This window comes from Mesorhizobium sp. B2-1-3, from assembly GCF_006442495.1.
Lineage (GTDB): Bacteria > Pseudomonadota > Alphaproteobacteria > Rhizobiales > Rhizobiaceae > Mesorhizobium.
The window spans coordinates 209,172-233,405 of record NZ_VFWL01000004.1; the positions used below are offsets into that span (position 1 = coordinate 209,172).

Annotated in this window: 25 protein-coding genes; 10 read left to right on the top strand and 15 right to left on the bottom strand. The window is 62.7% G+C overall.

Annotation, left to right across the window (positions count from 1 at the left end):
* From FJ973_RS10185 to uxuA, 11 genes are all read right to left on the bottom strand, one after another.
* The gene (locus tag FJ973_RS10185) at positions 1-1,017 is read right to left on the bottom strand and encodes a hypothetical protein (RefSeq protein ID WP_140555651.1); all 1,017 of its coding nucleotides are present in this window, start codon (positions 1,015-1,017) and stop codon (positions 1-3) included.
* Positions 1,014-1,802, bottom strand: coding sequence for an enoyl-CoA hydratase/isomerase family protein (locus FJ973_RS10190; protein ID WP_140555653.1), 789 nt, complete (start codon positions 1,800-1,802; stop codon positions 1,014-1,016). The genes FJ973_RS10185 and FJ973_RS10190 overlap by 4 nt, the downstream gene beginning before the upstream one ends.
* 2 nt (positions 1,803-1,804) lie before the next feature.
* Positions 1,805-3,010 (bottom strand): CaiB/BaiF CoA-transferase family protein, encoded by a 1,206-nt coding sequence (locus FJ973_RS10195; RefSeq protein ID WP_140515238.1) that lies wholly within the window; start codon positions 3,008-3,010, stop codon positions 1,805-1,807.
* Between the two features lie 22 nt (positions 3,011-3,032).
* Complete coding sequence (locus FJ973_RS10200) at positions 3,033-3,818, bottom strand: SDR family oxidoreductase (protein WP_140515237.1); 786 nt, start codon at positions 3,816-3,818, stop codon at positions 3,033-3,035.
* A 2-nt stretch (positions 3,819-3,820) separates the two neighbouring features.
* Positions 3,821-4,816: an ABC transporter permease gene (locus FJ973_RS10205; RefSeq protein ID WP_140515236.1), complete on the bottom strand. Its 996-nt coding sequence runs from the start codon at positions 4,814-4,816 to the stop codon at positions 3,821-3,823.
* 3 nt (positions 4,817-4,819) lie between these two features.
* A complete protein-coding gene (locus FJ973_RS10210; RefSeq protein WP_140515235.1) occupies positions 4,820-6,352 on the bottom strand; it encodes a sugar ABC transporter ATP-binding protein in 1,533 nt (510 codons plus the stop codon).
* On the bottom strand, positions 6,342-7,325 hold the full coding sequence (locus tag FJ973_RS10215) for an ABC transporter permease (RefSeq protein ID WP_140497493.1): 984 nt from the start codon (positions 7,323-7,325) through the stop codon (positions 6,342-6,344). Before FJ973_RS10215 ends, FJ973_RS10210 begins: the two co-directional genes overlap by 11 nt.
* Before the next feature lie 132 nt (positions 7,326-7,457).
* Positions 7,458-8,489 carry a sugar ABC transporter substrate-binding protein gene (locus FJ973_RS10220; RefSeq protein ID WP_140555654.1) on the bottom strand — a complete coding sequence of 344 codons (1,032 nt, stop codon included), beginning with the start codon at positions 8,487-8,489 and terminating at the stop codon, positions 7,458-7,460.
* Between the two features lie 27 nt (positions 8,490-8,516).
* Positions 8,517-9,368, bottom strand: a complete 852-nt coding sequence (locus FJ973_RS10225) for an IclR family transcriptional regulator (RefSeq protein WP_140555656.1) — start codon at positions 9,366-9,368, stop codon at positions 8,517-8,519.
* Entirely contained in the window at positions 9,368-10,516 is a 1,149-nt protein-coding gene (locus FJ973_RS10230; RefSeq protein ID WP_140515232.1) for an extracellular solute-binding protein, read from the bottom strand. The genes FJ973_RS10225 and FJ973_RS10230 overlap by 1 nt, the downstream gene beginning before the upstream one ends.
* 130 nt (positions 10,517-10,646) lie before the next feature.
* On the bottom strand, positions 10,647-11,831 hold the full coding sequence (gene uxuA, locus FJ973_RS10235; protein WP_140555658.1) for a mannonate dehydratase: 1,185 nt from the start codon (positions 11,829-11,831) through the stop codon (positions 10,647-10,649).
* 134 nt (positions 11,832-11,965) lie between these two features.
* On the opposite strand from uxuA, the gene FJ973_RS10240 reads away from it, so the two are divergent.
* Genes FJ973_RS10240 through FJ973_RS10250 form a run of 3 tightly spaced genes read left to right on the top strand, consistent with a single transcriptional unit; the run spans position 11,966 to position 14,651 of the window.
* Positions 11,966-12,757: a FadR/GntR family transcriptional regulator gene (locus FJ973_RS10240; RefSeq protein ID WP_224671760.1), complete on the top strand. Its 792-nt coding sequence runs from the start codon at positions 11,966-11,968 to the stop codon at positions 12,755-12,757.
* Positions 12,750-13,535, top strand: coding sequence for an SDR family oxidoreductase (locus FJ973_RS10245; RefSeq protein ID WP_140555659.1), 786 nt, complete (start codon positions 12,750-12,752; stop codon positions 13,533-13,535). Before FJ973_RS10240 ends, FJ973_RS10245 begins: the two co-directional genes overlap by 8 nt.
* Positions 13,536-13,541: 6 nt before the next feature.
* The gene (locus FJ973_RS10250) at positions 13,542-14,651 is read left to right on the top strand and encodes a mannonate dehydratase (protein WP_140515229.1); all 1,110 of its coding nucleotides are present in this window, start codon (positions 13,542-13,544) and stop codon (positions 14,649-14,651) included.
* Positions 14,652-14,744: 93 nt separating this feature from the next.
* Here FJ973_RS10250 and FJ973_RS10255 read toward each other — a convergent pair whose 3' ends face one another.
* Positions 14,745-15,506 carry a DUF1236 domain-containing protein gene (locus FJ973_RS10255; protein ID WP_140555661.1) on the bottom strand — a complete coding sequence of 254 codons (762 nt, stop codon included), beginning with the start codon at positions 15,504-15,506 and terminating at the stop codon, positions 14,745-14,747.
* A 194-nt stretch (positions 15,507-15,700) separates the two neighbouring features.
* On the opposite strand from FJ973_RS10255, the gene FJ973_RS10260 reads away from it, so the two are divergent.
* Positions 15,701-16,000 carry a DUF1236 domain-containing protein gene (locus FJ973_RS10260; RefSeq protein WP_224519082.1) on the top strand — a complete coding sequence of 100 codons (300 nt, stop codon included), beginning with the start codon at positions 15,701-15,703 and terminating at the stop codon, positions 15,998-16,000.
* A gap of 121 nt (positions 16,001-16,121) precedes the next feature.
* Here FJ973_RS10260 and FJ973_RS10265 read toward each other — a convergent pair whose 3' ends face one another.
* The gene (locus tag FJ973_RS10265) at positions 16,122-16,343 is read right to left on the bottom strand and encodes a hypothetical protein (protein WP_140497477.1); all 222 of its coding nucleotides are present in this window, start codon (positions 16,341-16,343) and stop codon (positions 16,122-16,124) included.
* Positions 16,344-16,574: 231 nt separating this feature from the next.
* Here FJ973_RS10265 and FJ973_RS10270 point away from each other — a divergent pair, with 231 nt between their 5' ends.
* The gene (locus tag FJ973_RS10270) at positions 16,575-16,964 is read left to right on the top strand and encodes a response regulator (RefSeq protein WP_140497475.1); all 390 of its coding nucleotides are present in this window, start codon (positions 16,575-16,577) and stop codon (positions 16,962-16,964) included.
* Positions 16,961-17,734, top strand: a complete 774-nt coding sequence (locus tag FJ973_RS10275; protein ID WP_140497473.1) for a Crp/Fnr family transcriptional regulator — start codon at positions 16,961-16,963, stop codon at positions 17,732-17,734. The genes FJ973_RS10270 and FJ973_RS10275 overlap by 4 nt, the downstream gene beginning before the upstream one ends.
* A gap of 219 nt (positions 17,735-17,953) precedes the next feature.
* Here the strand turns inward: FJ973_RS10275 and FJ973_RS31325 are convergent, their stop codons facing one another.
* Entirely contained in the window at positions 17,954-18,592 is a 639-nt protein-coding gene (locus FJ973_RS31325; protein ID WP_246675854.1) for a hypothetical protein, read from the bottom strand.
* Between FJ973_RS31325 and FJ973_RS31330 the strand changes: the two genes are divergently transcribed.
* Together FJ973_RS31330 and FJ973_RS10285 are read left to right on the top strand one after the other, a co-directional pair.
* The gene (locus FJ973_RS31330; RefSeq protein ID WP_224519092.1) at positions 18,575-18,916 is read left to right on the top strand and encodes a sensor histidine kinase; all 342 of its coding nucleotides are present in this window, start codon (positions 18,575-18,577) and stop codon (positions 18,914-18,916) included. The genes FJ973_RS31325 and FJ973_RS31330 overlap by 18 nt on opposite strands.
* Before the next feature lie 252 nt (positions 18,917-19,168).
* Positions 19,169-19,597 (top strand): hypothetical protein, encoded by a 429-nt coding sequence (locus FJ973_RS10285; RefSeq protein WP_140515225.1) that lies wholly within the window; start codon positions 19,169-19,171, stop codon positions 19,595-19,597.
* 81 nt (positions 19,598-19,678) lie between these two features.
* On the opposite strand, the gene FJ973_RS10290 is transcribed toward FJ973_RS10285, so the two are convergent.
* Positions 19,679-19,870 (bottom strand): DUF2934 domain-containing protein, encoded by a 192-nt coding sequence (locus FJ973_RS10290; protein ID WP_140497466.1) that lies wholly within the window; start codon positions 19,868-19,870, stop codon positions 19,679-19,681.
* A gap of 310 nt (positions 19,871-20,180) precedes the next feature.
* On the opposite strand from FJ973_RS10290, the gene FJ973_RS10295 reads away from it, so the two are divergent.
* Positions 20,181-22,172 carry an erythromycin esterase family protein gene (locus FJ973_RS10295; protein WP_246675856.1) on the top strand — a complete coding sequence of 664 codons (1,992 nt, stop codon included), beginning with the start codon at positions 20,181-20,183 and terminating at the stop codon, positions 22,170-22,172.
* A 29-nt stretch (positions 22,173-22,201) separates the two neighbouring features.
* Positions 22,202-24,076: a DUF6496 domain-containing protein gene (locus FJ973_RS31335; protein WP_246675858.1), complete on the top strand. Its 1,875-nt coding sequence runs from the start codon at positions 22,202-22,204 to the stop codon at positions 24,074-24,076.
* The last annotated feature ends 158 nt before the right edge of the window (positions 24,077-24,234 follow it).

The following is a 24,234-nucleotide window of genomic DNA, read 5'->3' on the forward strand; positions in this document are numbered from 1 at the left end:
TCACAGCGCGGATGCCTCGATGCGATAGCGGGTCACGAACTGTTTTTCAGGCGAGAATTCCTGCGCCGTCGCAATGCCGGATTGCGCGATCGGATTGTCGGCCAACGCTGTCGCCGGGCCGAGCCCGAAGGGCGAGCAGATCGGCTCGATGCCGATGGCGACATGGCGCCCGTTCCAGGGTGCTGCTTTGCGGCCACGATTGGAGTACCAGAGCAAAAGGCTCGGGAAATGCTCCTTCTGCCAGGAAAGTTTCACGCGGTACCCGTCCGCATGATTGGCGAGCGCCACCGTGCCATCCAGGCCCTCGATCTGCAACAATTCCTCCGTGTCGGCCACCAGCGGCGGTCGCGAAGCATCAGCCATGCCGCCCGCGCGGGCCGGTACGCTCGACAAGTCAGTGAAGGACGCGTTCCGGGCGAACAGTTCAGCGCTAGTTTCGACATCGTGTGGATAGGTGCGACCGTGATCGAAGGAACCAAGTTCCAGCGCGGCGGCGCCGATCTCCGCTGGCAGCCGGAACACCGGATGCAAGCCGATCGGCAATCGGCAGGCATGGCGAACGACGATCTTGAATTCAACGTCGACGGCTGGCATCGACGGATCGGGCGTCACCGTCCGCTCGACACGCCCGACCGGGCTTCCGGCTGGATAGGCGAGTGTCAGTGACAACGATCCTTTGGCGCTCTCGCGCCATTGCCAGTCATGGTTGGAGCTATGGCCATGGGCTTCCTCGCCCTCCTCCGGCGAGCCCATCACCCGAGCCCAGTCCTCGGGCCATCCATCGGCCGGCACCGAATAGCCGAAGGGCACGCAGGGCCATTCGCCGCGCAACTTGCGCAGGATGCCTGGCAGCGCTTGCGCCTGCGGCTCGTTCGACCACGGCGCAATGTGCATCGGCGAAACCTGCCGACCGTCCTCCAGAATGAACGTAACCGGCGCCAGCATCGCGCCAAGCCGCTGGACAGTCAGCGCGCCATGCGCCCAGCCCAATCCGCGATAATCGTCGCCCGCGTTCACGGCCCGCCCTTCTTTGCCTTTGTCGTGCTCCGCTCGGCGAACTCCTTGACGCGCTGCTGGCCGATCTCGCTGCGATAGAGCTCACCCAATATGTCGCGCTCCATGGTGAGCCCATCGTCCAGATCGCCGGACACGGCATGCGCCGTCAGCGCCTTCAGTCCCTCGATTGCGGCAGCAGGCTCGGCGGCGATCATTTCGGCCAGTTCCAGCGCGCGCGGCATCAGCCGGTCGACCTCGACGATCTCGTTGACCAGACCGGCAGCGACGAATTCCGAGGCCGGGACGATGGCGCCGGTCATCAGCAGGAAATTGGCGCGGTTGCGGCCGAGCTTGGCCACGCTGCGTTGCGTGCCGCCGCCGCCGGGGATCAGCCCGAGCTTGATTTCCGGCAGGCCGAGCTTGGCGAATTGGTTGGCGATGACGAGGTCGCAGCACAGCACCAGCTCCATGCCGCCGCCCAGCGCGAAGCCGTTGACCGCCGCGATCACCGGTTTGCGGTTGTTCTCGATGGCCGCGTACATGCGCATGCCGGCAGCCTGGAAAATGTCGAATTCCGGTCCGGTCTGGGCGGCGTATTCCTTGATGTCGGCGCCGGCCATGAAGCCGCGCCCTTCCCCTGTCACCACGATCGCCCCGATGCTTGCATCGCCGGATAGCGACTCGAAGCTTTCAGTGATCTCGCCTTGCATCAGCCGGTTCATGGCGTTGAGCTGATCGGCGCGGCGGAAGGTGACGATCGCGACCCGGCCCGCGGTTTCGACCGTGAGTGTCTGGTAGGCGCGCATCGTCAGGCGGCGTCCACGGTCATGTCACCGGACGCCTCCAATGCGGCGATCTCGTCCTTGGAGAGGCCGAACTCGGCCAGGATCTCGCGGCCGTGCTGGCCGACCAGCGGCGCCGGCCGTTCTATGGTCGCGGGCGTCTCGCTCATCTTGACCGCCGGGGCGACCACCTGCACCTTGCCGCCGCGCGGATGGTCGTAGCTGGTGATCATGCCCATGTGCTTGACCTGCGGGTCCTCAGCGGCGCGGCGGATATCCTTCACCTCGGCGCACCAGATATCGGCTGCCAGCAGCCGCGCCAACAAATCCTGCGTGGCGAATTTCCTGGTCTCGGCATTCACCTTCTCGAAGACTTCATCGCGCTTGTCGAACAAAGTCTTGAGATCGTCGTAGACGGCAAGCTGCGGCGCCTCCAGCACCTCGTAGAGCGTCTTGAACGGGCTCATGGCGATCGACACGTAGCCGCCGTCGCTGGTCTCGTAGATGCCAAACGGCGCCTGCATGCCGGGATGGCCGATCCCGGAATTCGGCCGCACGAAGTCCTCACCAAGGTTGAGCACCGCGACATATTCCTGGTTGAGGTGCGCCAAGAGGCCGGCCAGCAGGTTGACCTCGATCTTCTGACCCTTGCCGGTCTTCTCGCGATAATAGAGCGCCGACAGGATGCCGTAGACCATGTTCATGGCGCCGATCTGGTCGGCGAGGCCGGCGCCGGCGGGAACCGGGGCTTGATCGCCGCGGCCGGTGTTGGCGATCAGCCCTGCGAGCCCCTGGATCAGCATGTCCTGGCCGGGGCGCTCGACATAAGGCCCTTCCTCGCCATAGCCCGAGCCCGAGCAATAGATGATGCGCGGATTGACGGTCTTGAAATCCTCATAACCATAGCCGAGCTTGGCCAGCACGCCTGGGCGGAAGTTCTGCACCACCACGTCGGCGCTTTTCGCCATCTCCATGATGATGGCATGCACCTTGCGGCTCTTCAGGTTGAGCGCGATCGAACGCTTGTTGCGGTTCCAGGCGAGGAAGTTCGGGCTCTCCGAACCGCCGACCCACTTGGCGAAAAAGGTCATGCCACGGAACATGTCGCCGGCGCCGGCGCGCTCGATCTTGATGACATCGGCGCCCATGTCGCCGAGCAGCTGGGTAGCGAACGGCCCCTGCAGCAGATGGCTGAAATCGAGGATGCGGACGCCTTCGAGGGCCTTGTTCATGTCATGTCTCGTTTCAAAATTTTCAAAGCAGTTCGGGAACGTAGCGCGGCGCCGCCGTCAGCCCGCCATCGACGCGCAGGTCGGTGCCGGTGGTGAAGCCGGCGGCATCGGAGGCAAGATAGACGGCGGCCTCGGCCACTTCCGAAGGCTCGCCGATACGGCCGAGCGGATGCATCTTGACCCAGGCCTTGGCAAGATTGCCGCCGATCTCCTTGATGAGTTTGTCGTTCATCGGCGTGTTGATGGTGCCCGGCGAGATCGAATTGACGCGGATGTTCAGCGGCCCGAATTCAACCGCCATCTGGCGTGTCATCGCCATGACCGCGCCCTTGGCACCGGCATAGGCGGTCCAGCCATCAAGCCCGATGTGGCCTTGCGCGGAGGCCATGTTGATGATCGAGCCCGATTTCTGCGCGATCATGTGCGGCAGCGCGTATTTACAGGCGCGAAACACGCTGGTCAGGTTGACTGCTATCAGCCGGTGCCACTGCTCGTCGGTCATCTCGTGCACCGGCATGCCGCCAATGGCAATGGCCGCGTTGTTGACGAGGATGTCGAGGCGTCCCGTCTTTTTGACGGCACTGTCGATGAGGCCTGAAATGTCGGCCTCCTGCGAAACGTCGCAATGCAGATAGTCGGCGCGGTGGCCGGCGGCGCGAAGTGCGGCCGCGAAATCCTCACCAGCGCTGTCGGCGATGTCGCCCAGGAAGACATGCGCCCCTTCGCGCGCCATCGCTTGCGTGATCGCGTGGCCGATCCCGTCGGCCGCACCAGTGATGACGGCGATTTTTGCTTCAAGACGAGCCATCTTCAGCCTCCATTCGCACGCCGGCGTTTCGCTTCATCAAGGGCGACCGCGGCAATGATGATCATGCCGGTGATGACCAGCTGCCACTCGGTCGGCAGGCCAAGCCCGCGCAGGCCGTTGGACAGGAATTGCAGGATCAGCACGCCCAGCGCCATGCCGGTCAGGCTGCCGATGCCCCCCGCAAGGCTGACCCCGCCGAGCACGGTGGCGGCAACCACCTGGAATTCGAAATTGAGCCCCGCCGTATGCTGTGCCGAGCCGACCCGCGCGGCCAGGATGATGCCGGCGACCGTCGCCAGCAGCGCGCTGATGATGAAGCAGATGAACTTGACCCGCCGCACGTCGTAGCCTGCAAGACGGGCCACTTCCTGATTGCCGCCGACGGCATAGATTTGCCGTCCGAACGGCCGGTGCTGCATCATGTAGGCGAAGGCGGCGAGCAGGACGATGGCGATGACGGCCGAATAGGGGATGACGTTGAACAGGCGGCCATCCGACAGCGCGATGAAGCTGTCGAGGCTGGCATCGTCAGGGATCGCCCGCTGACCAGTGTAGAGATAGACGCCGCCGCGCATGATGAACATCGTGCCCAGCGTCACGATCAGCGAGTTGATGCCGGCATAGGCGGTGAGATAGCCGTTGACGACACCGATGATCAGCCCGAACAACAGCGCGCCGCCGACGCCGAGCAGCAGCGAATTGGTGTCGTTCATGATGATGATCAGCGGCAGTGCAATGGTCGCCAGCAGCGATCCGATCGAAATATCGACCTCGCCGGAAATGAAGACGATGGCGCAGCCAATGCCGGCGGTGAGCGCGAGCGAGGCCTGGCCGAGCACATTGGTCATGTTGCGCACGGAGAAGAAATTCTCGACGGTAACGGAGAAGAAAGCCAGCACCAGCACGAGGCAGACCAGCAGCGCCAATTCCTGCCGGGCAAAGAGCCGCGCCAGCATGGACGGCCGGGCTTTCGCGGAGACTGTATTCACAACGCTCATGTCTTATCCGATCGCCGCATTGAGGATCTTCTCCTGCGTGGCTTCGTCGCGCGGCATGATCGCGGTCAGGCGGCCTTCGCACATCACCGCGACCCGGTCGGCAAGACCGAGCAGTTCCGGCATCTCCGACGTCATCATGACGACAGCCAAGCCTTCGCCGGCGAGCCGGTCGATCAGGGCGAATATCTCCGACTTGGCGCCGACATCGATGCCGCGGGTCGGCTCGTCGACGACGATGACCTTGAGGCCGCGCATCAGCCAGCGCGAGATCAGCACCTTCTGCTGGTTGCCGCCAGACAGGTTCTTCACCTCTTGGAACAGGCTGGGCGTCTTGATGCGGAAGCGGTCGACGTAATCCTGCACCGCTTTGTGTTCCCTGGCCTTATCGACGAAGCCCATGCGGGCGAAGGCGCCGAGCGAGGCGAGGCTGGCATTCTGGTAGACAGGCAGCTCGCCCATCAGCCCTTCGCTCTTGCGATCCTCGGTGAGCAGACCGATACCTAACCTGACGCCGGTGCGCGTATCGTGCGGCGAGAGGCGCTGGCCGTCGACGGTGATCGTGCCCGAAGTGATCGGATCGTAACCGACGATCGCCTTGGCGAGTTCGGTGCGACCGGCGCCCATCAGCCCGAAGAAGCCGAGCACCTCGCCGGCGCGCGCCTCGAAGGACACGCCGTTGAGCTTCTTCGCCGTGCTGAGCTTGTCCACTGACAGGGCTACCTTGCTAGCCGGTGCGCCACGCTTGCGGGGAAACAGATTTTCGATGCGCCGGCCGATCATGTCCTGGATCAGCGTGTCGTTGGTGTGCTCGCGGATCGGCTTGGTCGAGATGTGGCGCCCGTCGCGCAGCACCGTCACCGTGTCGGCGATCTCGAACACTTCGTCGAGCTTATGGCTGACATAGACCACCGCGATGCCGAGGTCGGCAAGCCGGCGGATGACGGTGAACAGCAGCGAAACCTCGTTCGGCGTCAGCGAGGATGTCGGCTCGTCCATCACCACCACGCGGGCTTCATGAGCGAGCGCGCGGGCGATCTCGACCATTTGCTGCTGGCTGACCGGCAACGAGCCGGTTCGCGCCGCCGGATCGACGTTGAAGCCGATGCGGTCGAAGAGCGCGGCTGAATCGGCGCGGATCTTCTTCCAGTCGATGGAGCCGCTTCTGCCGGTCGGATAGCCTTCCAGGAAGATGTTCTCGGCAACGGTGAATTCGGAGATCAGCGCGATCTCCTGGAACACGACCTTGATGCCTTGCTTCAAGCTGTCGCGCGGCGACTTGATGTCGACCTCGCGTCCGTGCATGCGGATGGAGCCGGCATCCTTGCCGTAGACGCCGGCCATGATCTTGATCAGCGTCGACTTGCCGGCGCCGTTCTCGCCCATCAGCGCATGGATCTTGCCGGGCTCCAGGGTGAAGTCGACATTGTCGAGCGCCACGACGCCGGGAAAGCGCTTGCCGATGCCGCGCAATTCCAGCGCCGGCACATCGGTATCGATGGCCGCGCCTTCGCCAGGATGCAGGAAATCAACGGACATTGGCTCTGTTCCGGATGATGTCGAGATAGGTTGCCAGGATGATGACGATGCCCGGCACCACCATCTGCAAATCCTGGTTCCAGCCGAGGATGATGATGCCGTTGTCGATCACCTTCAGCACCAGAACGCCAAGCAAGGTACCGAACAGCGAACCGCGGCCACCAAGCAGGCTGGTGCCGCCGAGGATGACGGCGGCAATCACCGTCAGCTCGAAGCCACGGCCGGCGGTCGGCTGGCCGGCATTCATCAGCGACGACAGGATCATGCCGGCAACACCGACGCACAGGCCGGTGACGACGAAGGCCAACAGCTTGAGCCGTTCCGAGCGAATGCCTGACAGGCGCACCGCCTTTTCATTGGCGCCGACCGCGTAGAGGTAGCGGCCGAGCGTGGTGAAGCGCAGCGTCACATAGGCAACCACGAAGATCAGCGCCGCCAGGATGACGGGAACCGGCACGGGGCCGACATAACCGGCGCCGAGATCGGTGAAGCTTGCCAATTGGTTGTGGTTCTGCACCGCCTCGCGCGTGAACAGATAGACGCCGCCCTGCAGCATCATCATCGTGCCGATGGTGGCGATCAGCGAATTCACCCTGAGCCTGGTGACGACCAGCCCGTTGAACAGGCCGACCCCGCCGGCAAAGGCGAGCGCCGCCAGCATGCCGAGCGTAAGACTATGGGTGGAATTGAGCACTGCCATGCCGATGCAGCCGACGAAGGCGAGCGACGCGCCGACCGACAAGTCGACCTCGGCGGTGATGATGAGCATGGTCATGCCCGAGGCGACGATCAGCACCAGAGCGCATTGGCGCAGGATGGCGATGATGTTGGCCTCCGAATAGAATTGCGGCGCCGCGATCGAGATGGCGATGCACAGCACGGCCAGGATTGCGCCCAGCACGAGCTGGCTGCTGCCCAGAAGGTTGCCGCCGATGAAACGCTTCGACGCGGAGGCCTGTGTAAGCTCGCTCATTTCAGTCCATTCCCGGCCGTTTGCCTGGTCCCTCTGGAACCTGTCGTGTCGAACCCGGCATTTGTCTTGGCCACCGAAAGGTCCTGGCCGCCTGCCCTTCCCGCAACACGGGAAGGGCGATATCGGCCGGCCTTATTTCTTCAGGTCGGCGGAGGTCTTCATGCACTTTGCCGGCGGCTGCAGCGCGTTGACGGCATCCCATTTGATGGTGCGGGTGGTGCCGTCATAGTTATAGAACTTCTTCCAATCGTCGCCGTTCATCGGCGCGGTCGGGCTGACGATGTGCTCCGGCACTTCCTCATTGTTGAAAAGCTTCACCGCGGCATCGATGGCGGTAAAGCCTTCCTTCTCGGGGAACATCGCGGCTTCGATGCGGTAGGAAGGCTCGTTCTGCATCGCGTTGATGAAGGCAAGCCCTTCGCCGCCCGTGCCGACCGTCAACAGGCCATCCTGCGACTTGCCCGCCGCTTTCCAGGCCTGCAGGCCACCCAACGAAGACGAATCATTGATGCCGTAGATGATGTTGATATCGGCGTTCTTGGCCAGTGCCGCGGAGGACACTTCGAGAGCGCGGTCCGGATTGCCGCCGCCGTCGAGATCGTGGACCATGACCGCATCGGGGATGATGGTCTTCAGCCCGTCCATGAAGCCGTGCGAGCGCAGCACGGTGGCGGAAAGCAGCGGCAGGCCGACATTCATCACCTTGGCAACGCCGCCGAGCTTTTCCTTGGCGTATTTGCCGGCCTCGACGCCGGAGAAATAGCCGGTGTCGTAGTCGCAGATGGCGACCATGGTGGTCATGCCCTTGACCGGATTGCCTTCCAGCACGACCGGCACGTTGGCGGCCTTGGCCTGGCGCAGCAGCGGCACCACGCCTTCTTCGTTCACCGGGGTGATGATCAGCACGTCGACGCCCTTGGCGATGAAGTCTTCGGCCGCGGCGACCTGCTTGGCTATGTCGAGATTGGCATCCTGCACCTCGACCTCGATGCCGAGTTCCTTGCCGTGAGCCTTCATGCCCTTGATGACGTTCTGATACCACTCATGGGTGGCGTAGTTGGTGACGTAGCCGATGCGCTTGGGCATGTTCTCGGCATGCGCGGCGGCGGCGCCGAGCGCCAGCACGGCGGCGGACGCAAACAGGATTGACTTGGACCAGAGCATTTTCTTCTCCCAGATTTATCGCTTTTGTTAGTCGCTGAACGGATAGTCCCGCCGTTCCGGGTCGGCACGTAAGGAGTTGGTGGCTTCGCCCCAGCCGAGTGCCGCCGATATCTTCTCGGCGGCGGCGCGGGCGCGTTCGAAGACGGTTTCGCTGTCGAACCGCGCCGCCTTCTGCGGCAGCAGCGGCACGGTTAGCGCGGCGATGACGGCACCGGTGTGATCGTGCACAGGCATGGAGATGTTGGTGCAGGCCGCAACGGCCAAGGAAGCGCGCATCTCGTAGCCGAGCCTGGCGACCTCGTTCAGCCGCGCCTCGATTTCGGCCCGCGTGCCCTGACCCTCACCGGCGGCCACGATGCGCTCGACGATGCGGTCGCGCTCGGCCCGGTTCGAATGGGCGAGCAGCACGGCACCCGAACTTGTTTCGAGGATCGGGAAATGCGACCCAAGTGCTACCGAGTAGCGCATCGGCAGCGGCGAATCGATCTGCAAAACCACCAGTGCGTTCTGGCCCTCGCGCACCACGAGATGGCAGCTCTGGTCGGCATTGGCGGTCAATTCGCGCATCACCGGCAGAGCGCATTCCACCAGCCGGTTTACCGGCGGATGCATGTGCGCCAGTTCGAACAGCTTCAGCGACAGCCGGAAACGGTCCGATTGCGTGCGAAAGATATAGCCCCGTTTCTCCAGCAGGAGCAGGATACGGTAGATCTCGTGAATGGAGCGGCCGAGGCCGGTCGCGATCTCGGTCTGGGTCAGCGTTTCGGCGCTGGAGGCCATGAATTCCAGAACGTCGAGCGCCTTCTCCACCGCCGGCACGCGATAGCCGTTGCGGCCGCTTTCGCCCTCGTCGAGCGTCTCGGCAACGCTGGCGGCCATCAGGCGACGCTCCGTTCCGGCTGGACTTGCCTGGTTTCGCGGTAGAGGCTGTTGACGTGGCCTGCGAGTTCGGTCGCCGACATGTCACCGGCTATGGCTGCGGCGGCATGCGGCGCGCATTCGCGGAAGAAGGCGATGAAGCCCGGATGGGTCGGACGCAGATAGGACGAGGCGATCGTCCGCAGCGTCGAGCCGAAGAAATCGCCGGAAAGACCATTGACCCCGGCATCCTTCCAGGCAGCCAGCGAACCCGGTTGTCCGCCAGACTTCACATAGTCGCCGCGCTGGTATTCGGGCGAGCACAGGAACAGTGCGTAGTCGATCGCGGCCTGCTTGTGCTTCGATTGGGCGCTGACGCCGATGCCGGCACCGCCGAGCAAGGCGCCGGCGGCTTGCGGGGTGGGCACGTCGGCGAAGCGCAGATGGGGCCTGTCGGGTTTCGAGGCGTAATTCACATAGCCGAAGGCGAACGGCACGTAGACAACGTCGTCATGCGCGATCATGTGGTCGTAGCAGCGGATCGGATTCCACTTCGACGAGTCCGGGTGCGAAAGCGCGACAAGCTCGCGCAATTGCGCAATCGCCTGCTCGACCATTTCCTTCGCGATGAATTGCTCGCCATCTTCCTGGGGACGGCCAAGCGTCAGAAGCAGACACATGGCGTCGGTCGGCACGAAGGGCAGGCCGAGCCACTTGCCGTCGCTGCGCGCGCGCCGGCCAAGCTCCAGCACGTCCTGCTGTGTGCCGGGCACCGGGCCGTAGCGCTCCAGCAAATCCGGCCGATAGGAGGCGACCTGGCAGGCGGCGTCGATCGGCAGCGCCCACTGGCGGCTGTTCTTCTGGTAGGAACGCCAGGACGCCCCGACTGAGTCACGTTCGAAGAAATGGATCTGTTCGGCCGACAGATAAGCGTCGAACGGGACCATCAGTTCATCCTGGGCGATATCGCCGATGAAGGGATGGTCGAACACGACCAGATCGTAAGTGCCGAGCACCGGACCGAGGGCGCCCTCACCGAATTCATAGAGGCTGCGGCGGTCCCATTGGATCTCCAGGCCGGGATGCGCGGCGCAATAGGACTCGATGCTGGCGTCCAGCGGACCCCAGCATCGTCTATGATCCCACGCCAGTCCGCGCAGCTTCGTCATGCCACTCAAATCCTCCCGGCACCGGCAATAGCCGGCTCGCCATCGACACTAGCACCATTTTTCATATGCGCAACTTGTTTTCATTTGCGCAAAAAGCGCACACATCCTCCCGACTGGCCGATGCATCGCTTCAAGCCAGATCGAAACGCTCCACGGCGCGCATGATGCCGCGCAGTTCAGCCAAACCCTTGAGCCGTCCGATAAGCGAATAGCCGGGGTTGATCTTTTTCTTGCCGATGTCGTCGGCAAGCAGATGCCCATGGTCCGGCCGCATCGGGATCTGCCAGTCGGCCCGGCCTTGCTCGCGGCGGCGCTTTTCTTCCTGCATCAGAGCCAGGATAACGTGCGCCATGTCGGTGCCGCCTTCGAGATGCTCGGCTTCATAGAACGAGCCGTCCTCCTCGATGGTGATGTTGCGCAGGTGGACGAAGTGGATGCGGTCAGCGAATTCCTTGACCATGGCGACGATGTCGTTGTCGGCGCGCGTGCCATAGGAGCCGGTACAGAAGGTCAGTCCATTGGCGGGACTGTCGACGGCGTTGAGGATAAAACGCGCGTCCTGCGCCGTCGAAACCACGCGCGGCAGGCCATAGAGCGAGAAGGGCGGGTCGTCGGGATGAATGCACATGCGCACCCCCTCCTCTTCGGCCGCCGGAACAATCTCGCGCAGGAACCAGGCAAGGTTGTCGCGCAGTTCGTTCGGCCCGATCGAATCGTATTCCGCCAGGGCTTCGCGAAAACTGTCCCTGTTGTAGCTGCGTTCGGTCGCCGGCAGGCCGGCGATGAGATTGCGCTCGATCCGGTCGATCTGCTCCGGCGTCAGCGTCTTCAGCCGCTTCTCGGCCTCGGCGATACGCGCCGGCGTATAGCTTGCCGCACCGTTCTTGCGCTGCAGCACGAAAAGATCGTAGGCCGCGAAATCGATCGCATCGAAGCGCAGCGCATAGCCGGTTGTCGGCAGGCGATACATTAGGTCGGTGCGGGTCCAGTCCACCACCGGCATGAAATTGTAGCAGATCGTCTCGATGCCGGCCTTGGCGAGCGCCCGGATGCTGTCGCGGTAGTAGCCGGCATAGCGCTCGCGCTCGGGCGCGCCGATCTTGAAGGAATTGTGCACCGGAATACTCTCGACGACCGACCATTTCAGGCCAGCCGCCTCGATGATCCGCTTGCGCTCGAGCACATCGGCCTCAGGCCAGGCGCGGCCGTCATAGATCTGGTGCAACGCGGAGACAACGCCGGTGGCGCCGGCCTGCCTGACATGTTCAAGCGTCACCGGATCATCGGGACCATACCAGCGCCAGCACTGTTCCATGAAGCCTCCTCAGGGTTGGCGGCGACCATATTGTCGGACCACAAGCCTGTCAACAGAACCTTTCCGTCGCCATACAGTTGATTTCCTGTGGATCGAGCCCTAGGGTGGTCCAACAAATAGCAAGGAGTTCTGCGGTGGAACAGGCGAGCCACGATTCGATGGAGGCGGCAGACGAAGCCGGGATCAGCAGTTCCGCCGTCGACCAGACCGTGCGGCAGATCCTCGACCTCATCCGCAATCGCGCCATGTCCATCGGCGATGTGCTGCCCACCGAACGGGAGCTTGGCGAACTGTTCGGCGCCAGCCGCAACACGATACGCGAGGCGCTGCGCACCATCCGAACCTATGGGCTGATCGATCCCAAGCCGCGCGTCGGCGCGGTGCTCGCCGATCGCCAGAATGTCGCGATCCAGAATTTTTTCGCCGCGCAAATGGACATATCGAAAACGTCCTTTCACGACATACAAGGATTTCGCCGCATCATCGAAGTGAGCGTCGGCGACCACATCATCCTCAATGCCAGCGCCGCCGAACTTGAAGCCCTGGACGAGGTCAATGGCCTGATCGAGACCAGCAAGGATGTCCAGGAAGCCGCGCAACGCGATTTCGATTTCCATCTGGCGCTGATGAAGCTCGCCGGCAACCGCATGCTGGTGCAGACTTATCAGTTCCTGTCGCCGGTCATCCTGCACATCATGACCGTCGGCAAATCCATCCGGCCGGTGCTGAGCGAAACACGCCACGCGCATGGCGAGATCATCGCGGCGCTGCGCGCGCGCGACCGCATTGCCTACTGCTACCTGATGAGCCGGCATCTCGATTTCGGCTTGCGCTTCGTTCCCGACGACCTCGAAAACGCCCGTATGTCGGCGGCAAACCCGGTGCATCCGGGTCCGGCATCTTCCAAGGATTTGCATCATGTCTGATTTTGAGAACAAGGTGGCGCTGATCACCGGCACGACCGGCATCGCGCTCGCCACTGCGAGTCGCCTGGCGCGAGGCGGCGCTGCGATCATCGCCTGCGGCATCGACCGGGCGGCCAATGCCGCCATGCAGGAGAGCCTCGCCAAGGCCGGAGCGAATGCGCTGGTGCAAACGGTGGATGTCTCCGTTTCCGACCAGGTGCGCGACGCGGTCGCAGCGGGCGTCGCGAGGTTCGGCGGCATCGACATCATCGTCAATTCGGCGGCGGTCCACCCCTACGGCACGGCGACCACCACCGACTGGGAAACCTGGAACCGGGCGATGACGGTCAATGTCGGGTCGATCTACCTGACCGCGCATTTCGGCATTCCCGAAATGATCCGCCGAGGCGGCGGTGCCATCGTCAATGTCGCCTCGGTGCAGGGGTTCGCCTGCCAGCAGAACGTCGCCGCCTATGCCACGACCAAGGGCGCCATCCACACGCTGACGCGTTCGCTGGCGCTCGACTATGCCGCGGCCGGCATCCGGGTCAATTCGGTCAGCCCGGGCTCGATCCGCACGCCAATCCTCGAGAAGGCAGCGCGTGGCGACAATGGAAGCGACGCCGATGTCGAAGAAGCCTACAAGCGCTTCGGCGCCGCCCATCCGCTCGGCCGCATCGGCGAGCCGGAGGAAGTGGCGGAACTCATTGCTTTCCTGTGTTCATCGAAAGCCGGCTTCTGCACAGGCGCTGACTACAAGATCGATGGCGGCCTCACCGCTGGCATCGGCGTCAAGTAGGGCGACATGAAGATCGGACTTGGCCTCTATCGCGATTCGCTGACGCCGGAGAATTTCCGTTTTGCCCGGCAGGCCGGCGCAACGCATGTCGTTGCGCATCTCACCAACTATTTTCGCGGCCGCGATCCCTCGCTGTCGGCCGGCACCGAAACGGATGGCTGGGGCGATTGTTCGACGGATGGATTGTGGAGCTACGAGGATTTCACCGGACTGGTGAAAACCGTACGCGACAACGGCCTGGAGATCGCCGGCATCGAAAACCTGTCGCCGCGCTTCTGGTCCGACGTGCTGCTCGGCGGCCCCGATCGGTCGAGGCAGCTCGACGGCCTCAAGCGCCTGGTGCGTGACGCCGGCCGGGCCGGCATTCCCTGCATAGGCTACAACTTCTCGATCGCGGGCGTGTGGGGCTGGCAGCGCGGGCCATTCGCGCGCGGCGACGCCATGTCCGTGGGGCTCGATTTGTCCAATATCGATCCCGACCTGCCGCTGCCCGACGGAGTGGTCTGGAATATGCGCTACCGGCCGGGCCGAGCCGGCGCCGCGCCTGTCAGGGTCTCGCAAGAAGAACTGTGGGAACGGCTTGGCGTCTTTCTGCGCGAAATCGTACCGGTGGCCGAAGAGGCCGGCGTCGTGATGGCTGCGCATCCGGACGATCCACCCGCCGAGGCGCTGCGCGGCACGGCGCGCCTCGTCAACCGGCCGCAGAAATATGATCGGCTGATGGATATCGTCGACTCGCCCGCCAACGGGCTGGAGCTCTGCCTCGGCTCGCTGCAGGAGATGCCGCAGACCGAGGAGATCTACAGCCATGTGCGCCGTTTCGCGCGGCGTGGCCGCATCGGCTATATCCATTTCCGCAATGTGCGGGGCAAAGTGCCGAAATATCACGAAACCTTCGTCGACGACGGCGACATCGACATGGCCGAGATCGTGCGCATTCTGCGCGACGAGAATTATCAAGGCGTCATGATACCCGATCACACGCCTGAGATGGCCTGCGACGCGCCATGGCACGCCGGCAAGGCCTTCGCATTGGGCTACATGCGCGCACTGGTGCAGAACGCCGACGCGCTAGGCCCGGTACGAAGCCGGGCACCCGACATGGCAGCGGAGTGAATAGGGGACGCACGACTGACATTTTTCGAGCCCGAAGGCGCCGCAAAAGCCCGCTTTCGATGGAGAGCGGGCTTTTGTTAGTCGGCTCGGTTCCTAACTCAGGATAGCGACGATCTCATATGAGTTCGGATCGACAATAACAATCCTGCCATCGGCCAGGAGGAAATATTCATAGCTCTCATAGGCAGGAACGATTTCGACGATCCGGTGCGGAAGTCGATGCAGCCGCACCTTCTGCTTCGGCACTTTCACGCCGACCGAAATGTCCACGTCGAGGTTCGAGACCGGTTCCACCTTCGTCTCGCGGATGACGTTGGTGATTTCGGTCTTCTGCTCGACGGATATATTGTTGATTGAAGCGGTTGAACTCTGGTCGGTAGTCGTACCGGCCTTGCCCTGCGCTTGCTGATCGGTAGTCGTACCGGCCTTGCCCTGCGCCTGCTGGTCGGTCGTCATACCGGCCTTGCCCTGCGCTTGCTGATCGGTAGTCGTACCGGCCTTGCCCTGCGCTTGCTGACCGGTAGTCGTACCGGCCTTGCCCTGCGCCTGCTCGTCGGTCTTCATGCGGGGCTTGCCTTGCGCCTGCTGATCGGTCTTCACGCCCGCCTTGCCTTGCGCCTGCTCGTCGGTCTTCGCTCCGGCTTTGCCTTGCGCCTGCTCGTCGGTCTTCATGCCGGCCTTGCCTTGCGTCTGCTGCTCGGTGCTGCCGCCCTTCTGGCAATTGGCCGAGCCGGCTGCGCAAGTGTCTGCCCCACCCGATTGGGCCGCTTCGCCCGACTGCTGCTGGGTCTGCGCGATTGCCGCCCCACATCCGAGGGTAAGCGCTAACATGCTGGTGATCAGAGTGGTTCTCATGGGAAATCTCCTAGGATGGCAGTCCCTTCGCGGCAAAACTTTGCCACCCCGTGATTGTTCCACCGAAGGCTAATATATTCCGGAGCGGATGGAACTGCCGGCATTTTGCGAAGTTCGGCGCATAGGGCGCACCTGCCGAAACGCCGGTGGCGTCGTCGGCTTGGCGCCCTGCCCAACATCTGATGGAGACAGAAGTGGAAAAATATCTACTGGGAACGGCAGTGGGCATCCTGTTTCTTGCGGGGGCCGGAGCGGCCGCGGCGCAAGATGTGGTCATCCAGCCGGAGCAAGAAACCGTTATCAAGGAGTATGTGAAGAAGCAGCCGCTGGCCTCGGTCCAACTGCCCGGCGTGGAACTCAATGTCGGATCCACCGTGCCTGATACGGTCGAACTTCATGAAGTTCCCGATGTGAAATACCGCTACGTCGTGGTCGACAATCGAACAGTTCTGGTCGACCCGGAAACCCGGAAAATCGTCCAGGTCCTTCAATGACCGCATGTTCCAAAGCGCCCGCCCCGGCATGCGTCGAGGCGGGCGACCTGTGTCAGGTTTCTATTTTCATGCATGTCTTTGTTCCAAACCGAGGCGTTTTGGGCGACATGCATGAGCATGGCTACGACTGCAGGTCAAATGCGATGTTGCGATGCTTTTGAATTGCTGAGCTGGCAACAATGTCCGCCAGTTCTTTGTCGGAGAGAGTGCATTCTGGCAGTTCGTAACGGATGGCTGACACCGCCTGCGCCGTGGAAATTGGCCATTCGAGATTTCTGCGGGAATTGATGTAGTGATCGATGGCCCGGATCAGTTCCTTCGAGGTCATATCGATCACAGGCATCGGTTCCTCCTCCTTATTTCCCCGTTTTTCTCACTGTGTTGACGGACACCGAAACCTGCCATCACAATTGTTAAAACGGCAGACGAAAAAGATGTCGATTCAGGAAAATAGGGGCTGGCGGTGGCTTTGGAGTTCACCTCCGCTGCATCGGTGGAAATATAACTGGGAGTGCAGCGGGTTGCGGTGTAGTGTCCCAAGTGATGGCCGCTGCAAAGGGAGAGCTCTTGCACCATGGACGGGGAAGCGGCGAAATCAGCCTTTCTGGGCGGGATTCGCGTTTTGATCGTGGAAGACGAATATTTTCTCGCCGATGACCTGCGTAAGGCTCTCGTCACACAAGGGGCGATAGTGCTCGGCCCGGTCGCCACGGTCGAGCCCGCAATCGAATTGCTGAACAGCGGTCAATGCGATTTTGCGATTCTCGATATCAACTTGCGCGGCGAGCAGACATTCGAGATTGCCCGCGAGTCGTTGGCGAAAGGCGTTCCGATCGCCTTCGCCACCGGCTATGATCAGACGGCCATTCCAGCAGAGCTCGGCGGGATCAGGCGATTTGAAAAGCCTCTGGAATTCGGCAGCATTGTCGAGTTCGTTGCCGCGACGGCACATGACACGCGATGAACGAGAGAAGCGAGCCGGCGGTTGGCCTGAGAGCGAAGACCGCGCGGCACCCGCTTATCCGCAAGCTGTCCAATTTCACGGTCCTGTCCGTGGAAGAATGCGACGCCATCGAGAGCGCGACAACAAAGGTCGCCGAATTCGCCGCCGGCGATGACGTCATCCAAAGGGGCGACCGGACAGGCGGGGTCAACCTGCTGCTCGAAGGATTTGCCTGCCGCTACAAGATTCTCGAAGACGGTCGGCGACAGATCCTTGCCTATTTGGTGCCGGGCGACCTTTGCGATCTTCACGTGTTCCTGCTGCGGCGCATGGACCACTCGATCGGTGCTCTCAGCCGCTCCAAGGTTGCGGCGATCCCGCAGAGCGCCATCCTCGGCTTCACCAACAGCTATCCCAATCTTACGCGTGCGCTCTGGTGGACCACGCTGCTCGACGAGGCGATCACCCGCGAATGGGTCGTCAACATCGGCCAGCGGACTGCTTATGAGCGGATGGCTCACCTTTTTTGCGAGCTGTTCCACAGGCTTCACGCAATTGGTGAAACGGCCGGCAAGAGCTATCCCCTACCGGTAACCCAGGCGACCCTGGGCGATACGCTCGGTCTTTCGAACGTGCACATCAACCGTACGCTTCAGGATCTCAGGCGCGATGGCCTCATTTCGTTCAACAACGGCACTGTAACGATCAAGAACCTGGCGAAACTGGAGGCGGCGGCCTTTTTCAATCCTGATTACCTTCATCTGTTGGACGTCAGGGAGCCTTTTGCATGATCAGGCACGGCCTCATCGAGTGGAGCGCAAAAATGAAACATCATAGGGAACCTGGCCTGCTTCTGCCGGTTCGGCGTGACCGGAGGCGGTAGCGAGCGATGGCCAAGCGCGATTTGATCGGCGGATCGGCAGGTACGATCGATCCGCTGGGCCGCTGCGATCGCCCTCCATATTTCCGCCGACAGCGGCGGCATTAATGCTCCTGCCGGCTCGACGGTATCATTTTCGCCGGCTGAAAACCGCGCGCGGCGGCACGAAAGCCAATCCTGGGCGCGTGAACGCGAGCCCAAGGCCGACGAGACGATGCGCTTGGCACCGCGCATGATCGATGAACGGTTGAAAGACTGACAGGTGGCTGGAAAAAGACCTCCCAAGAAAGACGTCACGGGTACATTCTCCCGTCCGCAAAGTGTGTCCGCCGAAGAACGCGATGCTTCCGCGTCGATGCGGCTCAGCCATGTCGATGAACAGATGGACGAACGTGACGATCATATCGCCCGGCTCGAAGCCGAACTCCAGGTCACACGCGACCGCCTCCAGGCGACGAAGGCATTTGCCGCCGAATTGCAGCACCGCGTTCGCAACACGTTGAGCATTGTCCGTTCGATCGCTCGCCGGTCGGTTGAAAACAGCAACAATGTCGAGGACTATGCCTTTCACCTCGAGGGCCGCATCAATGCGCTTGCACGCACGCACAATGTGCTGATGCGATCGGCCTCGGCCACCGTGCAGCTTGACATGCTTGTCCTTGACGAGCTTGCGTCCCAAGGCGGCCGGACGGAAGATCAGTTCACCATAGATGGCCCGGATATTTCCTTGTCCGGAAAGACGGCGGAGACCTTGGGCCTGGCGTTCCACGAACTCGCCACCAACTCGATGAAATATGGCGCGCTGTCGGCAGCCGACAAATCAATCAGCGTAAGCTGGAAAGTGGGTGGCACGCCCGCCAGACAGGAGCTGAAGATCCGCTGGATCGAGGACCTGCATGGTCCGGCAGCAATACCTGCGCGACGCGGCTTCGGATCCGAGCTGATCGAAAAGGTGGTGCCCTATGAGATCGGCGGAGCTGGCTCGCTGCGCTTCACCGATGCCGAGGTGATCTGCACGATGGATATCCCCCTCTCGAACGAAATTCACCCCAGCAGGAGCCTGGAGGACCCGCCCGACGATCTCCAGCATTGAACACCGACACTCCTGCGCCGAAAGCCGGCCGGGGCCAGGAGCGTGGAGTTGGAAGGGGCTGACCCAGCACCGACCGAGGTGGCGCAACGGCCCTGGGGTTTGCCGAGTTGCCGCCGCACCAGCCTTCAAATTCTCAAAATGATGGAACTTCAGCGACAACAAAGAGTTCGGAGCGCGGCGACGGCGAGCGCGCTGTCGTGATCTCGCGACTCACCTTGAAGCGGGAGGAACCTGGATCAACAGGAGCTGACCATGAAGTCCCATACACTCGAACAACTACACGCAATCGCGGAAGTTGATACGGTGTGCCCGACAATGACGCGGAACCAACGCCTGGAGCGCTGGGCAAGTCTTCTTGAGCGTCATCCTGAACGGCGCCTCGGAGCGCTTCCGGGCACCGAATATATGAGCCCCGACATGCGCGAAAACGCCTACTGCGTGCAATCCCCCATCAGCGTCGCGTTCGAAGATCCGATACTGCGGGCGCAGGGTCTGGAAGGCGACACCTATGGCGAGGCAAAGCGCTTTTTCGAACTGTCCAACTGGCAGTTGCACAACATCGTCTGCGATTGCCACGTCGGTGCGACCATGAAAGCCGGGTGGGTCGCCGTTCGCGTGCGCGCCGCCATGGGCGAAGGTTTCAATATCTTCGCCAGGCTCAGGGCGCTGCTCGGACGTTGACCGAGACGCCATCTCGAATGCGTCGACGGAATGAACAGTCGGTCGACGCATTTTTCCTCCTTGGCGGCAAGTGACGTCGCTTCAGGAGCTTCGAGGCTCCGACCCGCTGCCGATGGTCGGATCGGGCACCACCGGACCGCGCTCGGCTTCCGATCCTTCCGCCTCTATTTCCTGCACGGCCTGGTCCCAATGCTCCTGCTCTCGGCCCGGCGGGCGGCCTTCGCGCTCCCAGATCTCGTAGGCTCGTCGCTTTATGAGTTCTTCCTTGTCCATTGGAAACTCCTCCTGCGTGCCCCAATCTCCGGCAGGCCGCTTTGTTCCCTCCGGAAACAAAGGCAACGCTTTTGGAGCGATCCGGACTAGCCGCACCGGAGCGACACGGAACCCTTGGGGGATTAGGCCGTTTCCGAGCATCGGCGCAGTGGGGGATGGCTTGGGAATGCCCGCCGCTCGAACTCTTGGCGACGAACACGCCAATGATGTGCCTGCGCCACGCCTTGCCGCCCCGTGTGGCCTCGGCCAATCAAAGCCTTGCAGCGGGACTCCAAAGGGTGGGCGCGACGCAAATATTGGGCTTGAGATCATGACTATTGTCTTTTCGGATCGTCGCGAGGCAGGACGCGTTCTCGCTGATAAGCTCGGCCACTTCGCAGCGCGCGATGATGTCACCGTGCTGGCGCTGCCGCGCGGCGGCGTGCCTGTCGCCTACGAAGTCGCACAGGCATTGAAGGCACCGCTCGACGTTTTCGTCGTACGCAAGCTCGGCGTTCCCGGTTACGAAGAGTTGGCCATGGGCGCAATCGCGACCTCCGGCGTACGCGTCCTGAACGACGAGATCGTGGAAGGCCTCGCTGTGCCGGCCCACGTCATCGATGCGGTCACTGCCAGCGAGGAGAGGGAGCTTTTACGCCGCGAGCACCTCTATCGCGGCGAGCGGGTACCGCTCCTTGTGGAGGATCGAATCGTCATTCTCGTGGACGATGGGCTCGCCACTGGGTCGACCATGCGCGCGGCGGTCAGGGCGCTGCGCGAAAAGCGGCCTGCCCGTATAGTTGCGGCCGTTCCGGTCGGCAGTCCCGACACCTGCGAGGCGATGGAGAGCGAGGCAGACGAGGTCGTCTGTGCGACGACGCCGCAGCCGCTCATCGGCGTCGGGCGCTGGTATGAAGACTTCTCCCAAACCAGCGACGACGAGGTCCGCGCCCTTCTCGCCAAGGCGGGGCGACCAACCGCACCGTCCGGCCGCGATGCGCCGCAGAATACGGCAAACCGATTGCACAAGCACGTCGTTCGGCTCTCCGGAGACGCGCGAGACTACGACGAACTCTTGGCGGCGATCGGCGAGGCGCGCTTTGTGTTGCTCGGTGAAGCTTCGCACGGCACACACGAATTCTATGAGGAGCGCGCGCGGATCACGCGGCGGCTGATCGAGGAGCAGGGTTTTGCCGCCGTCGCTGTCGAAGCCGACTGGCCCGACACATACCGGGTCAACCGCTATGTTCAGGGAACAGGCGGGGATATCGACGCCGAAGAGGCGCTCGCCGATTTCCGACGCTTCCCGACCTGGATGTGGCGGAACAGGGTCGTCGTCGATTTTGTCGAATGGCTGCGCCGGCACAATGAAGCGCCCGGCAAGGGCAATCCGGGAGTCGGGTTCTATGGGCTCGACCTCTATGCCCTGCACGGCGCGATGAAGGCGGTGCTGCGCTATCTCGAAAAGGCCGACCCGGCCGCGGCGGAGATCGCGCGTCGCCGCTATGCCTGTTTCGATCATTTCGGCCCTGACCCGCAGGCTTATGGCTTCATAGCCGGCAATGAGGTCGACAAATCTTGCCAGGAGGCTGTGGTCGCACAGCTGGTCGAGATGCTGAAGCGGCGCCCGGCGAAGGCCGAGCCACGCGAAGGCGCCATCGCGGACGAACTCTTCGCGGCGCAGCAAAACGCCCGCCTGGTGAAGAATGCGGAGGCCTATTATCGCGCCATGTTCCTGGCGCCCGAATCGACCTGGAACCTGCGTGATCGGCACATGGCCGAGACGTTCGACGCTCTCACCGCTCATCTCGGCCGGCTCCGGCGATCGCCGAAGATCGTGGTTTGGGCGCATAACTCCCATCTCGGCGACGCCAGGGCGACAGACAGGAGCCTGCATGGCGAGATCAACCTCGGACAGCTTATCCGCGAAAAGCATCAGCGCGACGCCTTCCTCGTCGGCTTCACGACGTATCAAGGAACGGTGACGGCGGCATCGAACTGGGACGGCCCCGCGGAGCGCAAGGTTGTCCGGCCTGCCCTAGCGCGCAGCTATGAGGCGCTGCTGCATGCAGTCCCGGCTGATCGCTTCCAGCTGGATCTGCGCGGCGACGGCGAAGCCCTGCCGCGACGGCTCCTGGAGCGCGCGATCGGCGTCATCTACCGCCCTGAGACCGAACGGGCCAGCCACTACTTCCATGCCGACCTTGCCGCGCAATTCGACATGCTGCTGCATTTCGACGAGACGCGGGCGGTTGAGCCGCTGGAGCGCAGCTCGCAATGGGACGCCGGCGAGCCCGCGGAGACCTATCCGTTCGGGGTTTAGGGACCGATCCAGTTGAGATGGAGATCGCCATGGTCTCAGTCCTGAAGACAAACGAGAAGGCCGTGCAGGTTCCCGCCGGCGGCGCATTGCTCGCGGGCAACCTGTCGCTGCCGCAGGAAGCCCGTGGGCTCGTCCTCTTCGCTCACGGCAGCGGCAGCAGCCGGCACAGCCCGCGCAACCGCTATGTGGCCGGACGGTTGAACGAGGCGGAACTCGCCACGTTGCTCATCGACCTGTTGACGACCGAAGAGGAGCGTATCGACCAGATTACCGCCGAGTTGCGGTTCGACATCCGCTTGCTCGCCGATCGACTGGTTCAGGTTACCGACTGGCTGCACATGTTCGAGGAAACGTCGGCGCTGCGCGTCGGTTATTTCGGCGCGAGCACAGGGGCTGCCGCGGCGCTGATGGCTGCGGCAGAGCGCCCGGATCGAGCGGCCGCCGTCGTCTCGCGCGGCGGGCGTCCGGATCTTGCGGCACCTGCCCTGCCCCGCGTCCGGGCACCAACGCTGCTCGTGGTCGGCGGCGCAGACACGCAGGTGATTGCGCTCAACCGTTCGGCGTTCGCGGCGCTGCGGTGTGAAAAGGAGCTGGCCATCGTTCCGGCTGCGACGCACCTGTTCGAGGAGCCCGGCGCGATGGAGAAGTGGCGGACCTCGCGATCCAATGGTTCCTGCGCCAACTGCCCGCGTGACGCCGGCGCCAACGCCATCGCCTCATCAGAGAGCCAGATCGATTGGGTCGTCGGCGCGTTAAAAATCATTCCGCGGAGAAGCTTCCATGACAGTCAGGGTTCTGCAATTTCTCGCCATTGTCATTTCGGCCCTCGCGCTCATCCCGGCAGGGGCCCATCTCGCAGCTCTCCCCAACAAGATATCTCTGCCGCAGCCGGAATATTTCACCGTCCAAGGCATCTATTACGGATGGGCGATCCTTGGATTGCTCTGGCCTGCCGCGCTGATCGTGAACGCATTGTTGGCGATCTCCGTGCGCTCACAGGCTTGGCCCTTTTGGCTCGCCCTGCTTGCGGCGCTGTGTTTCGCGATCATGCTCGCGATCTTCGTTGTCTGGACGCTCCCTGCCAACCAGGCGACGCAGAACTGGACGACAATTCCCGCAAACTGGGAAGCGCTCAGGCAGCAATGGGAATATTCCCATGCGGTAAATACCGCGATTGTATTTGCCGCGCTCTGTCTCGCGACGCTGTCGGCGCTCTCGTGGCGTCCGGCCGATCTGTAGATTGTCGCCGGAGAAAGTCTCTTTTCCTCCGGATCATTCGCGCCATCGATGCGTTAGGTTTTCTGGAGGTCGCGACGTCGCACCGCCATCCCGCTGTATCCAACGAGGAGAAAGCGATGCCGGATAAGAAAACCATCGAGAAAGCGAAAAAAGACAAGCGCGAAGGTAAATCGCCCACCACGCAGGCCGGCGAATTCGTGCATGACGAGATCGAGAAGGTCCGTCGCGGCAAGCACGGCGCGCGCTCGACCAAGCAGGCGATCGCCATCGGTCTTTCGGAGGCGCGCCGCGCAGGCGTCGACCTGCCTCCGCCCAAGAAACGAAGCGTCAAGGAGAGCACCCGCAAGAGCGCCGAATACGCCTATGAAGTTGGCCGGGGCGAACGCAAGCCAAAACGCAGCCCCAAGGTCTCGAAGGCCGTTTCCGAGGTTCTCGAGCACGAGCCGAAGAACACGGCATCCCATGAGGCGCTTTCAAGACAGACCAAGCAGGCGGCGTCGCGCCGGACGGCCGAGGAGCGCTCGGCCGCAGCCAAGAAAGCCTCGGAGACGAAGGGCACTGCAGGCCGGTCCGCCGCCGCACGCAAGGCGGTCCGCACCAAGGGTGCTGCCGGAAGAAAGAAAGCAGCGCAGAAGGCCGCCAGCACGCGTGCGGGCCGAACCTAGAAGGTCGAAAACCCGCTACGCACTCTCTCCAGCCGGCTGGTGAGAGGTAGCTGGACCGCAGCCAGCGTCAAGCGATGCGCACTATGTCGGCTGGACAGTGCGATCGTGTGAGATACGGCCGTCCTTGTCTTTGTCTCGATCCGGCGGGAACAACGGCC